General features: G+C 63.0%; 13 protein-coding genes and 2 pseudogenes. 3 read left to right on the forward strand and 12 right to left on the reverse strand.

The features are described 5' to 3' along the window. Positions 1 to 91, forward strand: a pseudogene (locus B9A11_RS21200) (IS5/IS1182 family transposase); the annotation flags it as partial. Between the two features lie 344 nt (positions 92 to 435). Here B9A11_RS21200 and B9A11_RS17005 read toward each other — a convergent pair. The 6 genes and pseudogenes from B9A11_RS17005 to B9A11_RS17025 all read right to left on the reverse strand — a co-directional run. Then, on the reverse strand, positions 436 to 1,908 hold the full coding sequence (locus B9A11_RS17005) for a TolC family protein (RefSeq protein WP_058249584.1): 1,473 nt from the start codon (positions 1,906 to 1,908) through the stop codon (positions 436 to 438). Further along, positions 1,892 to 2,698, reverse strand: coding sequence for an FUSC family protein (locus tag B9A11_RS17010; RefSeq protein ID WP_370736554.1), 807 nt, complete (start codon positions 2,696 to 2,698; stop codon positions 1,892 to 1,894). The genes B9A11_RS17005 and B9A11_RS17010 overlap by 17 nt, the downstream gene beginning before the upstream one ends. After that, a complete protein-coding gene (locus tag B9A11_RS22620; RefSeq protein ID WP_058249586.1) occupies positions 2,584 to 3,444 on the reverse strand; it encodes a hypothetical protein in 861 nt (286 codons plus the stop codon). Before B9A11_RS22620 ends, B9A11_RS17010 begins: the two co-directional genes overlap by 115 nt. Beyond that, on the reverse strand, positions 3,441 to 4,730 hold the full coding sequence (locus B9A11_RS17020; protein WP_058249587.1) for an HlyD family efflux transporter periplasmic adaptor subunit: 1,290 nt from the start codon (positions 4,728 to 4,730) through the stop codon (positions 3,441 to 3,443). Before B9A11_RS17020 ends, B9A11_RS22620 begins: the two co-directional genes overlap by 4 nt. Next, positions 4,727 to 4,945, reverse strand: a complete 219-nt coding sequence (locus B9A11_RS21205; protein ID WP_058249588.1) for a hypothetical protein — start codon at positions 4,943 to 4,945, stop codon at positions 4,727 to 4,729. Before B9A11_RS21205 ends, B9A11_RS17020 begins: the two co-directional genes overlap by 4 nt. A 210-nt stretch (positions 4,946 to 5,155) precedes the next feature. After that, positions 5,156 to 5,686 (reverse strand): annotated as a pseudogene (locus tag B9A11_RS17025) (helix-turn-helix domain-containing protein); the annotation flags it as partial. Positions 5,687 to 5,752: 66 nt separating this feature from the next. Here B9A11_RS17025 and B9A11_RS17030 point away from each other — a divergent pair. Both B9A11_RS17030 and B9A11_RS17035 read left to right on the forward strand, forming a co-directional pair. Then, a protein-coding gene (locus tag B9A11_RS17030) for an IS5 family transposase (protein WP_128491010.1) occupies positions 5,753 to 6,540 on the forward strand; the annotation gives its coding sequence in 2 pieces (ribosomal slippage) (positions 5,753 to 6,092 and positions 6,092 to 6,540; 789 coding nt in all). 100 nt (positions 6,541 to 6,640) lie between these two features. Further along, a complete protein-coding gene (locus B9A11_RS17035) occupies positions 6,641 to 7,087 on the forward strand; it encodes a hypothetical protein (RefSeq protein WP_058249005.1) in 447 nt (148 codons plus the stop codon). A 231-nt stretch (positions 7,088 to 7,318) separates the two neighbouring features. Here the strand turns inward: B9A11_RS17035 and B9A11_RS17040 are convergent, their stop codons facing one another. From B9A11_RS17040 to B9A11_RS17065, 6 genes are read right to left on the reverse strand one after another with little or no spacing between them, the layout of a single operon-like run. Continuing rightward, on the reverse strand, positions 7,319 to 8,344 hold the full coding sequence (locus B9A11_RS17040; protein WP_058249006.1) for a TrbL/VirB6 family protein: 1,026 nt from the start codon (positions 8,342 to 8,344) through the stop codon (positions 7,319 to 7,321). Then, on the reverse strand, positions 8,344 to 8,763 hold the full coding sequence (locus tag B9A11_RS17045) for a hypothetical protein (protein ID WP_058249007.1): 420 nt from the start codon (positions 8,761 to 8,763) through the stop codon (positions 8,344 to 8,346). Before B9A11_RS17045 ends, B9A11_RS17040 begins: the two co-directional genes overlap by 1 nt. A gap of 16 nt (positions 8,764 to 8,779) precedes the next feature. Next, positions 8,780 to 9,814 (reverse strand): ATPase, T2SS/T4P/T4SS family, encoded by a 1,035-nt coding sequence (locus tag B9A11_RS17050; protein ID WP_058249008.1) that lies wholly within the window; start codon positions 9,812 to 9,814, stop codon positions 8,780 to 8,782. A 1-nt stretch (position 9,815) separates the two neighbouring features. Continuing rightward, the gene (locus B9A11_RS17055) at positions 9,816 to 11,141 is read right to left on the reverse strand and encodes a TraB/TrbI/VirB10 family type IV secretion system protein (RefSeq protein ID WP_058249009.1); all 1,326 of its coding nucleotides are present in this window, start codon (positions 11,139 to 11,141) and stop codon (positions 9,816 to 9,818) included. Next, on the reverse strand, positions 11,138 to 11,839 hold the full coding sequence (locus tag B9A11_RS17060) for a TrbG/VirB9 family P-type conjugative transfer protein (RefSeq protein WP_009574160.1): 702 nt from the start codon (positions 11,837 to 11,839) through the stop codon (positions 11,138 to 11,140). The genes B9A11_RS17055 and B9A11_RS17060 overlap by 4 nt, the downstream gene beginning before the upstream one ends. Then, a complete protein-coding gene (locus tag B9A11_RS17065) occupies positions 11,836 to 12,483 on the reverse strand; it encodes a VirB8 family type IV secretion system protein (RefSeq protein ID WP_058249010.1) in 648 nt (215 codons plus the stop codon). The genes B9A11_RS17060 and B9A11_RS17065 overlap by 4 nt, the downstream gene beginning before the upstream one ends. Positions 12,484 to 12,488 lie beyond the last annotated feature (5 nt).

Genomic DNA, 12,488 nt, shown 5'->3' on the forward strand with positions numbered 1-12,488 from the left:
CGCGACCCGCTACGACAAAACCGCGGAAAGCTTCCTCGGCTTCATTGACATCACGTCGATCCGTCTCTGGATTCGCCATTTGTCAACATGACCTAGGCTACATCAGCCCCATGGAGTTCGAAGCCCGCGCTATGCTAGCTTAACCCGATGTCCACGAAACCGGCAGCAGCTCATGATGAAGCATAACGACGCCACGCTTTGATCGCAGCTCTATGTAAGCCATGTCAAAGGGCCAAGCTGTTCATCAGCCGTGGTGTGGCTGAAACCGCGCCTTGCCAGACGCAGGCCGAATCTCTTGCAGCCCTTGCCCCCGACCCGCTCGAGCTGCGGCAAGAGCCTGACCGCAATCACCTGAACTTGGTGTTGGACCTCGCCGACCCTGACAAACCGCCGGGTTGGCGCCCTGCCGATATGGTCGCAGACAGCTAGGCCGCCTCAACCTCCCGCGATCTGGCCGCTGGCAAAGGCCAGCATCGCGGCCGATGATCGGATGGCATGACGCGCCTCGACCTCGGCGATCTGCGCATCATAGAGCAGGCGCAGCGCCGTATCGACCTCGCGCACTGTCAGCAACCCCTGATCGGCCATCGAGCGTGCGGAGTCATAGGTCACACGCGAGGTGCGGACCAGATCACCCGCCGCCTGATTGGCGGCCAAAGCCGCCTTCAGCGCCTCATAGGCGGCTATGATTTCACCCTCTGCGCTGCTGCGCAGGTATTCGGCCTGCGCCAGAGCGGCATTGTGGTCGGCCTGCGCCGCCTTAAGCCGCATGGCGCGGGCATTGCCGTCCCAGATCGGGATGTTCACGCCGACAAAGACCCCGCCGAAATCGCGGTCGCTGGCATGGTCCAGCCCGACCGGCACCCGGTCATCGCTCAGTTGGCCCGAGGTCCAGCGATGGCCGAGCGCGGCGCTGGCGACGATCTGCGGCCGGAACGAAGCCTCGACCAAGGCCACATTCGCCTCGCTGGCGCGGGCGCGGGCAAAGGCGGCCTGCAGATCGGGGCGGCGCGAGAGCGTATCGGCAAGGAAGCGGTTCAGCTCGGCCGGGGGCCGCGCGGGCAGGGCCAGCGTGTCGCTCGGATTGATGCCGATGCGTGTCGCGGGCGACAGTCCGGTCAGGGTGGCCAGCCGGACGTTGGCGGCGGCGGTTTCCGCCTCGGCGCGGGTCAGGTCAAAGCGCGCCTGCGAGACCAGTTGCCCGGCCTGCGCCTCTTCGGTGACGGTCGCCAGCTCCTGCGCGCGCCGCGCCTGCGCCATGGCGGCGATCTCGTGCGCGGCGCTCAGACGGGCGCGCTGGATGCCCTCGCGCGCCTGCGCCGCCTGCAGGTCGTAATAGGCCTGCGTGACATTGTGGATCAGAAGTTGATGCACGCCGGTGAAGGCGACATTGGCGGCAAAGGACAGCTCTTCGGCCCCGGCGCGGGCAGCATCGCGGCGGCCAAAGTCGAACAAAAGCCAGCGGACCGAGACCGATGCCGTGGTCACTCCGATATCGCCGGTGACATTGCCCTGCGGCAAAAGCCCCAGCCCGTCCTCGATCCCCGCCCCTTCGGCACGCTGCCAGCCGGTGAGGATCTGCGCCGAGATCTGCGGCAGATAGCTCGCCTCGACCAGCCCGACCGCGGCGGCGGCCTGCCGCGTCCGCTCCCATGCGGCGCGGGTCTCGGGATTGTTGCGCTGCGCCATATCGATCAATGTCGCCAAGGCATAGGTCTGGCCGGGCTGCGCGCTTGGGCGCGGCGCGGCATCGGCCATGACCCGGCTGTCCGGGGCTAGCAGGAACCCGCTCTGCCCCGGCGGCGGCGCATCAGGCGAGGCCGGGGCCAGCGACGCGGTATCCGGCGGCGCGCAGGCTGTCAGCATGACCAGCCCGCAGGCCAGAAGGGCATTATGCGGCTTGGACATGATCGTCCTCTTTCGCGTGGCTCTGTCTGAGATAAAAGTACAGCTGAGCCGTGGCCTCGGCAAGTTCCTGCGCCAGCCCCGGTTGCCGCTCAAGGACGGCCAGCCCGGCCAGTCGCCGCGCGCGGGCCAGAGGTTCGCGCAGCCGCGCCACTTCACGGCCATTGGTGGCGGGCGGGTTTGATGCGAGGGCCGCAGACAATTCCGCCAAAGCCGCCTGCGCATCATCGCGCGCATGGACCGGCCAAAGTGCGGTGAAGACAAACCAGACAACCGCGCTGCCGAACAGGATGCCGATGATCCGGCTCAGGCTCGCGTCGATACTCGCCGGGGGTGAGAACCCGGCCAGCACTACCAGATAGAAGCAAAGCGCCATCTGCCATCCGGCATAGGACACCCGCTCGCCGCCCAAGGCGATCCAGGCTGCGACGAAGGTGACGGCGCCGGTGACGATCAGCAAATGGCCGATATCGGTCATCCACGGCATCAAAAGCGTCATCACCAGAATTCCGGCGACCGCGCCGATCAGGCAACCGATCAGCCGCAGGGCCAGCCGGTGATGCGTCTCGCCGCGCGAGCCGAGGGCCACATAGAACACAGTGATCATCGCCGTATGGATCGAAAAGAGGTTGAAGGCCGCGTAAAAGCCATAGGTGATCAGGACGGCGACAAGGCACTTCAGTGCGAAGCGCAGGTGGCGCGGATCGCTGAAGGCATCTGCCCGGAAGAGCGGCGCCTTCTCGGGCGCTGACGACCCGGAGGATGCGCGGGGAACGGCACCCGCCTCGGCCAGAGCCAGCCGGAAGTAGCTGTCGTCATCGGCGCGGGCGAGAGCCTCGGCATCGGCCCCCGTGCCGCGCCAAGGATGCGGGCGAACTTCAACCACTCGTCGCTGCGCGCCAGCCCCTCGTCCAGAAGCCTCTGCGCCTCGGGCGTATGGGGCACGTCACTGGCGGCCTCTCGCCGTGCGATCTGGCGGCGCAACAGCACTTCGGGCCGGACACCGGCCAAAGCTGCCCAGACCGCCATCAGCCCCAGTGGCAGGACCAGCACCACCCACATCCAGCGCATCGCCTGCGACATGAGTTCTGGCACCGGGATCAGATCGACCAGCGTCAGCATGAAGGCAAAGACAAATCCCGCCGTCGCCGCCAGGGGACCAAGCCGGCTGGCCTGCGACAGGAACATGCCGAGAAAGGCAAAGCCGGCGATGGCGGCCAGCCGCAGCATAGGATCGCCCATCACCGCATTCAAGAGGGGGATCGCCAGGAGGATCGCCAAAGTCGCGGCGGCGCTCAGCCGGACAGCGGTCATGATGCTGTCACCTGCGTTGTCGCGGTGGGCGAAGAACAGGATATAGCAGGAGAGCGCCGCCTCGGGCACCCGCATCGCCATGGCGAGAAACACCGTCACCATCACCAGCCCGGTCAGGGTCAATGCCCCGCGCAGCCGATCCGCCCGATCCTCGCGCGCGATGCGTTCTGCGAATGTCTCGGGCGGGGTGGTGATGGCAGGGGCAATGGCGGTGGCAACGCTCATTGGCCGGTGCCGCTTTCCCCGACGGCGCCTTCCTCTGGCCCGATGATGCGGACCGAGACCGAAGCGCCCAGCCGCACCAGCCCTTCCGGCGGATGCTCCAGCTCGATCTCGACCGGAAAGCGGCGGGCGGCGCGCACCCAGTCCAGCTTGCTGGCGACCAAGGGCAGGCCCAAAAGCTGCGCCTCTTCCGAGGACCGCACGCCCCAGCCGATGCCACCGACCACGCCCTCGATCATCAGATCCGGCGCGGCCAGCAGGAACACCCGCGCCCGGTCGCCGATGCGGATGTTCGGCAGGTCGGTTTCGCGGAACAAGGCGCTTACCCGCCAATGGCTGTCGTCGATCAGCGAGAACAGCGTGACGCCCGAGACCACGAATTCGCCCGCCGTGAGCGTCATCCCCGCCAGCACACCGTCGGTCGGGGCACGCACCTCGGTACTGCGCAGGTTGCGCTCGGCCAAAGCAACCGAGGCGCGGGCGACATCGACCTGTGCGCGGCGGGTGTCCAGCGTGCCGACAAAGGCGTCTGTCCCCTGCGCATGGCTTTGCGACTGCGCCAAGGTGACCGTGGCATCGCGCAAGGCGGTCCGCGCGGCATCGACCTCTTGCGCAGTGACATAGCCCTGCGCCAGCAAGGGTTCGAGCCGGTTCAAGGTCTGCTGCGCCAGTTCCAGATTGGCGGTGGCGCGCTCGATCTGGCTGTTGGCGACATCGGCGTTGGATTGTTGCAGCGCCAGATTGCCCTCGCCCTGCCGCAGCTCGGACTCTGCCGCGGCCAATGCCGCGCGCGCCTGATCGAGTTCCAGTTGATAGGGCTCGGGGTCGATGCGGAACAGCAGATCACCTGCGGCGACCCTGGCGCTTTCGCTGACGGCGACCTCGATCACCAGACCGGGCACGATGGCGGAAATGCCGGTGACCGGGGCACTGATCTCAGCGGCATCGGTCGAGGGGTGGCTGGCCGATTGCCGCCATGCCCAGACGGCGGCAGCGGCGGCGGCGAGAGCCGTCACGAGGACCACAAGGCGAAGGATAGCGCCGACCCAGGGGCGCGGAACTGGCGAAGGCGTCTCCGACCGTGACGGCGTGACCTCCGCCGATTGAGACGGCGAAGCCCGGCCATCATCCTGATCCGTCGATACGGCAGGACCGGCACTGACCTCGGGCGGGTGCTCCACGGGGTCCGGAAGTGCAGTGCCGGCAACACCCTTGCTATCAGCTGTGGCATTTGCCTCCGGCACCGGAGCGGTGACCTGCGGCTTGGGCTCGTCCTGCGCGGCGCTCATCCATAGCTCCCGATCCAGAGGTAATTCATGCCGATACCGGCCAAGAGGGCCACGGCGGGATAGAAGACGGCGGCGGCTGGCAGATGCCGCGACAGGCCAGTCAGCACGAGGATCTCGCGCAGGATCAGCGCCACACCGACCCCGGCCAGCGCCGCAAAGATCCAGACCGGAAAGGACGAGCCGAACAGGCCGATGATGGTCGCGCGCGGGGTCATCTGGCACCTCCAAACATGGTCTTAGCCGTTGTCCGTCGTCGAATGATTTGGAACAGCCGCGCTGATTTTGTAGCGGATGGCTTGGGCTCATCGGTTTCAGACTATGCCACTTGACGCTGGTGGTTCAAGCGGCGGTTTTGGATGGTCTGCTGTTTGATGCGCCTCCTTTCAGCCAAGATGGTTTCACCGCGACCAAAGTAGACGTCAGCTGGGGTTGTGCAGAACCTTGGCGCTGTCGCAGCCTGACGCTGCCAAAGCGATGTCGAGCGTGTCGGTGACATCCACGGCCCGCATGTTGCCGCATAGCTTCCAGCCGATGACATAACGGGAGTAGTCGTCGAGGATCGTGGACAGGTAGAACCAGCCCCAGCCGACGACTTTCAGATAGGTGAAGTCAGTCTGCCACATCTGGTTTGGCGCCGCAGTCTTGTCTTTGAACTCATCGGCCGCCTTGATGACGATGTAGGCCGGGCTGGTGATGAGGTCGTGCGATTTGAGCAGCCGGTAGACAGAAGCCTCTGAGACAAAATACTTTTCTGTGTCAGTGAACCGGACCGCCAGTTCGCGCGGCGACAGCTCGGGCTCCTCAAGCGCCAGCGCCACGATCCGATCCCGAACCGCATCGGGGATGCGGTTCCAGACCCGGGAAGGGGAAGATGGCCTGTCCTCCAACCCCTCGGGCCCATGTTCGACGAAGCGATCATACCACCGGTAAAACGTGGTGGGTGGGATGCCGATCTTGGCTAGGACGTGTTGACAAAAGGGATTCACATCGGGCTTTGATCATGATTCAAGCTGGCATCTGCGATGGAGGCCAGTTTGGCACGAGCCCTTATGTCGGACGAGGAATGGGCGTTCTTTGAGCGCTTCATCTTCGCTGTCCGCGCCCCGAACGGGCGCAAACCCACCAACCACCGCCTCGTTCTTGATGGAATTTTCTGGATTGCCCGAACCGGGGCACCATGGCGCGATCTTCCCGGGGAGTTCGGCAAATGGTCGAGCGTCTATCGGCAATTCCGGCGCTGGACGTTGGCAGGGCTCTGGGAGGACATCATGGAGGCCCTGAACCAGAGCGGATCCGTGCCAAGTGCCCTGCAGATGATCGACAGCACCGTGATCCGCGCCCACCATCAGGCAGCGGGCGCTAAAGGGGGACTCCGCGACAGGGTTTCGGCCGTTCTCGAGGTGGCTTTACGACCAAGATCCACCTCCTCGTCAATGCACACGGGCTTCCCATGAGGACAGAGATTACGCCAGGCCAGACGTCAGACTATCTCGGCTTCGATCTGGTGATGGCGGATAATCTGCCCCGCCCGAGTGTGCTGCTCGCGGATCGCGGCTACGATGCAGACAAGATCAGAGACGGCATGGAGGGGCGCAACGTCCTGCCCGTGATACCGATGCGCAAGTCTCGCAAGAAGCGGATTGGTGTCGATCGCTCCCTGTATCGCCTGCGTAATCTGGTCGAACGCTGCTTCAACAAACTCAAAAACGCCAGGCGTGTCGCGACCCGCTACGACAAAACCGCGGAAAGCTTCCTCGGCTTCATTGACATCACGTCGATCCGTCTCTGGATTCGCCATTTGTCAACATGACCTAAGACTGATCTCGTGCAAGCGGGAAGCAAGATTCAGATCCCAAGAGGCATTCGATTAACACAGATGCTATTACAAGTACCCTGAAAAGGAGACGCAAGTGACCGCCCAATTCCCAGAGAAGATCATCTACCAAGGCGAGGAGCTCGCGATGTGCACCGAACCTCTGGAAGACTATTTTTCGAAGGGCGGTATCAGACCGTGTTTCCGACGCTCCAGCACGGCCCTTTGGCGCCGGTATATCGGCAGTTGGGAAATCGTGGATGACCGGCTGTATCTGACCGGCCTTGAGGCATGGCTCGAAGACGGAACCAAGGCGACAACGGCAATGATCTTTCCCGCTTTCCCCGACAAGATTTTCGCTCAATGGTACTCAGGTCAATTGCGTATCCCGCAAGGCGAGTTGGTCGAGTATATCCACATGGGCTATGGAAGTACCTACGAAAGAGACTTGCTTCTGGAAGTGCGATGCGGCGCCGTGGTCGAAACCTCTGTGCGGCACAACGACGTTTTGGCATCCGACGGCGATGACGGGCTGCCGTTCTGAAGTGATGTTTGTTCGTCGTGCCTATAGTGGTGCTTCTGGATTGCTGACGTCGCAGGTTTTGCAGAATTAGGATGAACTTCGGACCACCTAGCTTCCACGGGACTTGCAAACGCAAGCGCCGCCTCGGCGGGTGGCGCATAAGCTGCTGATAAAAGAAAGATTTTTTACGGGAGGAGGGTTTTAACCTACGACCTTCCGGCTATGAGCTTGAAGGATCATTTCACTCTATGCCTATCTTCCCAATCGCTTTGCCCTCTCCGCCATCCTGACCACCTGCGCACTCGCCTTCGCCGCAGCGCTCTTTACCGCGGCAGGAGCCTGCACAGTCCCACGTCCAATTGCCTCACCTGTCGTGAGCGCCCCGATCCGCGCCCTGCCCTGGACACCAGATGTGTTAGCCAGCCCTCGTAGCACCCCGGCGGACCCGCTGACGATCGCTGGTGCCGCCGCAACCATTAGGTTTCCCGAGATGCCGCGAACGATCAGGGGTGTTGCTGCCACAAACCCCTTGGCCAGGAAAACCATGACGAAGAACGGCACGAGCGATCCGATGTTGGTTGCCGAGTTCGGATCACCGAGCTGGGCGAGCAGCGAATTCGCCATGCCGACGACGGTAGAGAACATTGCTGCGATTACGATGGGGTAGAAGGCATAGCTGACTGTCGTCGAGACCCATCTGTGGAAGAAATCTTTGGTCGCGTCAAAGAGCGACAGTGCGATCATGATCGGAGCGAGGCCAAGCATGAGTGTCAGCATCATCTTGGCGAATATGAGGACGATGCCGGTCATGAAGCCGAGAAGGCTGAGGAGCACCAGACCAATGCCGCCGAGGATCGCTCCGGTCATCCAGTTGAGGTTGTTGCCGATAGCGTTAAGGTATTGGCTGAACTCTGTAATCAGTCGGTCGAATTCGGCTGCGAAATAGGTAGCGCCCGCCCCGCCGCCCCCGACTGATGAAATCAGTGCGCCCGCCACATAGTCGAGCCCACCAATGACTGCATTTGCGACAGCGTTGAAGTTGGCCCAGTTGAAAGCGAAGACCCCTATCAGCATCAGCTTGATCAGGTACCAGAAGAAACTTGCCCCATCGATGCTGCGGAACTGGAATGCCATGTTGATGCAGACGCCGATCAGCGAAAGCGTGACCATCAGCAGGACGATCGTGCCGGTATTGCTTGCCACGGCCCCGAACTGGGACTCGGCCGCATCGGCCAGGAAGCCGTCGGCGGTTCCAACCATCCAGCTGACGATGCTCATTACCAGTTGCCTTGCGCTTCGCAGATATCCTGGACGGCGCGGGCGATCTGGTTCTGTTCGTTGCGGAGGGCCAATTGGGCTTGAGTATGCTCCGCTTGGGTGTTGCTCGCGAACTGTTCCTCGTACTCGCTCGAAGCGGCATCCCAAGACGGGAAGCGCACATCACAGCCGCAATCGCCACTTTCGTTGATCGTCTCCCATGACCGCAACTCGTAGAGACGCATCAACGTCAGCACCTTGTAGGCTTCCCGCGGATTGATTTCGTCCATCCAGGTCGGGCGCGCCGGACGATCGTTGCAAATCCGGTACTTTTGAGGCGACATATCGACCGTGAGATCGTTTGAGACCTGAGGCGAAGTCTGCGCCACAAGGGGGCCCGCCAAGGCGGCAAGCATGAGTGTGAGAATTGGTTTTCGCATCTGGGGGGTTCCTTTTTTACTCAGCGGCAACGGAGGGGCTCTTGTTGCCTCTGCCGTCGACCATGTCGAGGTTCAAATCTCTGGTTTGACCTGGGAGGAAGAACTCGGTGATTCCGCGCGCGCCTTCATGGCGGCCTGCCTGAATGATCACGTCGATCGAGCCCTCAATATAATCGATCATGTCGGCGTAGGTCATTGGCACATCGGTTTTCAGGGCGGCGATGGCGAGGCGGCGAACAGCAAGTTGTGGGGTCTCGGCATGCAGCGTAGTCAGCGATCCACCGTGGCCGGTGTTGATTGCCTCGAGAAACGTCATCGCCTCGCGACCGCGGACTTCGCCTAGGACAATCCGGTCGGGTCGCATGCGAAGCGTTGAGGCCAAGAGCACATCGGCACTGCGGGCATCCGTGTCCCGGTCCGCGATCAACGTCACGGCATTGGGCTGCTCGGGGCGCAGCTCGGCCGCCTCCTCGATGGTGATGATCCGCTCTTCGGGCGGAATCAGCGAAAGGATCTTGCGCGCCGCGACCGTCTTGCCGGTCGAGGTGCCGCCCGAGACGATCATGTTGAGCTTGTTCTCGACGCAGAACCGCAGGGCGGCGTCGATATCGCCGGAGGCCACCACATCGCGCAGCGCGGCATTCCGTTCACGGCGCAGGCCTTCGAGGCTGCGCTCCTTGCCATAAAGGAAGCCAAGCTTGATGGCCTCCAGAGGCAGGGAGGAGAAGAGCCGAAGTGAGATGGAGAACCCGCCCTCGACTGCCGGCGGCTGGATCACCTGCGCGCGGATCGGGCGATCTCGATATAGGATCGAGACCGAGACAATGGGCTTCTTCGTGCTGAGCGTGGTCGAGGCGGCGGAGGCGATCTGGTTGCCGAGGTCCTTGATCTCGGTCTGGCTCAGCGGGCTGCCGAGACCTCGCATGAAGTGATCGCCCTGGAATTCGCCCCAGACTTGTCCGTCGGGATTGATGCAGATCTCGATCGTGTCGTCGCGCAGGACCTCGGGGCCGAAACGGTCGAGCGACGCTTCCAGATAACTTGCAGCCATGTCAGAAAATCTCGAGGTCACGATCAACCATGACCGTGATCCGTGTACCCTGATCGACATGTATCACTGGCCGGATCGCCAGATAGTCCTGCATCACGCTTTGCGTGCTATCGCGCAGATCCGTGCTGACATCGCTCGCAACATCGGCCGCCGCCTCGCTGTCGATTTGACCCGCTGCAGCCGCAGGCAGGGCGCCGATCAAGGAGATCAGCGCGGCGGAGCCGAAGCGTTGCGCGAAACGGGTGTCGACAAACCCGGTGGTGCCAGTACGGCCGAGTTCGTCTCCACCGAAGGCGCTGATCTGCACGGTCTGATTATCGGGCAAGATGATCCGGTCCCATGCCACCATGACGCGCGATTGGGCGAGTGCGACATCGGAGCGGTAGCGCCCGATCAGCCGCGCGCCGCGCGGGATCAGGATACGCGTTCCATCGAAAGAATGGACGTCTTCCGAGACGATGGCGCGGATCGCGCCGGGCAGTGTGCTGTCGAGGGCCGTCTCTGTCACAGCCTGAATCATGGTGCCCTGAACAACCGTGTTCGATGGGTTCGCGATCACTTCGGCACGTGTCACCTGCGCAGGTTGTGCGCCCGAACGAACAAAGGCTTCATCTGCATTCAAACGTGCGGCTTCCAGCGTGTTCTCCCTATCCGCACCCGCGCCCATCCCGGAGAACGCGATCATAGGAGACGCGATACGCTCTGCGCGGGCCTCAGCTTCGGCTGCGCGCCGCCTTTCGAGTTCGGCCAGCCGCAATTCTTCTTCACTTGGTCCCAATGAGGTCGGCTCTGGTGGTGCAAGCCGTGCAAGTTCCAAGTCCATGCGGAGCTGATCCAATTCGCGGTCCCGCTCGGTCAGCTGCCGCTCGAGGGCACGCTGAGCCTCGGCGGATGCTTCCTGTAAGGTGGCAATTTGCGCCGTCAGGTCCGCAATCGCCTGCTCCGCCCCGCTATCCGCGGCCTCGGCCGGTCTTGCGCGCAGTTCCTCGAGTTCCGCTCTCAATGTCGCAAGACTTTCCATCAGCGCGAGTTCCGACTCGCTCGGACCTGTGTCCGCAGGCGGGGCTTGGCTGGGCTCCGGGGCAGAAATCGGCGCCAGATCTCCGAATCCGGGGCCGCTGCTCTGGAACTCCTCCGGCGCGGCGGTCGCCATTGGCGCTTCTGCCGACGGCTGCAGGGCGGCCCACGCCAGACCGCCTGCTGCCGCGATGCCGACGACCCCAAGGATCGCGGCAAGCGGCGCAGGCCGCTTGTTGGCCTTCGCTTTGCCTGTCGAGCCTTCGAGAGCCGCGAGGCGCGCGGCGAGGTCTTCCGTACCTGCGGTCATGATGTGGCCTGTCCTGCGTCCTGGACGCAAATCACCTCTTCGCCAAGGCGAAGGACCCATTGTCGGTTGACGCCGGACACGCGGATGACGCCGTCACTCAAGGCCTGGCTGTTCACCGCGCGTTCCCTGCCGTTCGAATATCGGAAGATGGCGGGCACCGGCGCATTCCGTGCGAACCGGAAATACGTGAAGGTACCATCATCCCAGATGGCCGTCGGCGTGAACTCTTCTCGGGCACTGACCGCATAGTTCGCGTTCGGCGCATCGGCCGCAACCGCCCTGGTGGGTTGCACTCGGTTTTCAGGATAGCGGAACTGCACGACATAATGCGGCGTTTCCCGGGCTTCGACGACATGGAAGTAGTAGGAGCGGCGGTTGGTGTAGACGGTGATGTTGGTGGCGACGCCAGATGCTGTCGGCTTGATGGCGAAGGCACGGCCACCCGGGACACCGTCGAATTGAAACCCGACCGTATCGCCGGCGATGATCGAGCGGATGGTTTCACCCTCACCGAATTCGACTGTGGTGACGCGGGTCAGAGTCGTGACGACACGGTAAACCTGGCCTTCAGTCCAGGTCGCGACGCGCACGCGATTGTCATGAGAACCTGGGCGGGGCGTAGTTTCGGCCAAAGCAGTCGTTCCCGCGAACGCGAGAATACTGGCGGCCAGCAGCGCAGAGATTGGAGTGCGAGTCATTCGGAACGGTCCGATCGGATGGCATATTGGGTAACGGTGAAACCGAAAGGGTTTTGCCAGACATCGTCGATCGCGCGGGTCCGCTCCGGCCGGAATTCGAACATCAACGTGGCGGTGAACGATCCATCCTGTACCCCTTGCGGGCTTGTCAGGCGCTTTCTGAGCCGCACCTGGGCGCGGTTCTCGCCAATCAGAGTGATCGATGCGATCTCAACGGCCATCTCGGCCGCAGCCCCGTATCGCGTCGGCGGATAGCTCTCCTGACCCGATGTCCACATCGCGCGCATGCCGGCCTCGGCCGACCCGGAAGACTGTGCCAGGACGCGGCGGACACGAAGATCGTTGTCGAGCTGGTTGTAAGTCTCGCGGTCGAGAATGTAGCGATAGATTTGTGCTTCGATCACGGCAGGTCGTTCGGCAAGCGAAACGGTTTCAACCGTGGCATTGGGGAGCGCCATCCCGGTCGCGGGATCGTAGGGCACAACCACGGGAGGCGGCGTCTCGACCATCAGCGCGACAGCCGCAGCCGTCAAACAGCCGAATACGCCAAAGCCTGCCCCGGAAATGCCGATCATCCGCCAAAGCTGTTCCCGGCGCAGGGCACCGTAAACAAGTTCCTCTTCCACGAGCTCGCGCGCAGTCATCACCC

Source organism: Tropicibacter naphthalenivorans, assembly GCF_900176475.1.
Lineage (GTDB): Bacteria > Pseudomonadota > Alphaproteobacteria > Rhodobacterales > Rhodobacteraceae > Tropicibacter > Tropicibacter naphthalenivorans.